Source organism: Bacillus sp. NPDC077027 (genome assembly GCF_050269555.1).
In the GTDB taxonomy this organism is placed as follows: domain Bacteria; phylum Bacillota; class Bacilli; order Bacillales; family Bacillaceae; genus Bacillus.
Map to the genome: position 1 here is coordinate 1 of NZ_JBNNIO010000011.1, position 530 is coordinate 530.

Below are 530 nucleotides of genomic sequence, written 5' to 3' on the forward strand. Positions count from 1 at the left end.
CAATGGGGCTCAAATGATCATTACGTACTTGATCACATTTATGGGAACGCAGGCACTTGCGGCCCTCTGAAGAAGAGAAGACGCTTGAAATTGATGTACAAGATGAGGGTACTGTAACAGCAGCTGACATTACACACGACAGCGATATTGAAATCTTAAATCCAGATCTTCACATCGCAACTCTTGGCAAGAATGCGAGTTTTCGCGTTCGTTTAACTGCTCAAAGAGGTCGCGGTTATGCTCCTGCTGATTCAAACAAAAGAGACGATCAGCCTATCGGCGTGATTCCAATCGACTCTATTTACACACCTGTATCTCGTGTGACTTATCAAGTGGAGAATACCCGCGTTGGGCAAATTACAAACTATGATAAATTAACACTAGATGTATGGACAGATGGAAGCACAGGACCAAAAGAAGCGATTGCTCTAGGTTCTAAGATTTTAACTGAACATCTTAATATTTTCGTTGGTTTGACTGACGAAGCACAGCATGCAGAAATCATGGTTGAAAAAGAAGAAGACCAAAAA

At 41.9% G+C, this 530-nt stretch carries 1 protein-coding gene; it reads left to right on the plus strand.

Annotated features, from left to right (window positions below; translation table 11 throughout):
• Window positions 1-56: 56 nt before the first annotated feature.
• On the plus strand, window positions 57-530 hold a 474-nt coding region (locus ACQKEZ_RS19185), incomplete at its 3' end, for a DNA-directed RNA polymerase subunit alpha (protein WP_427303566.1).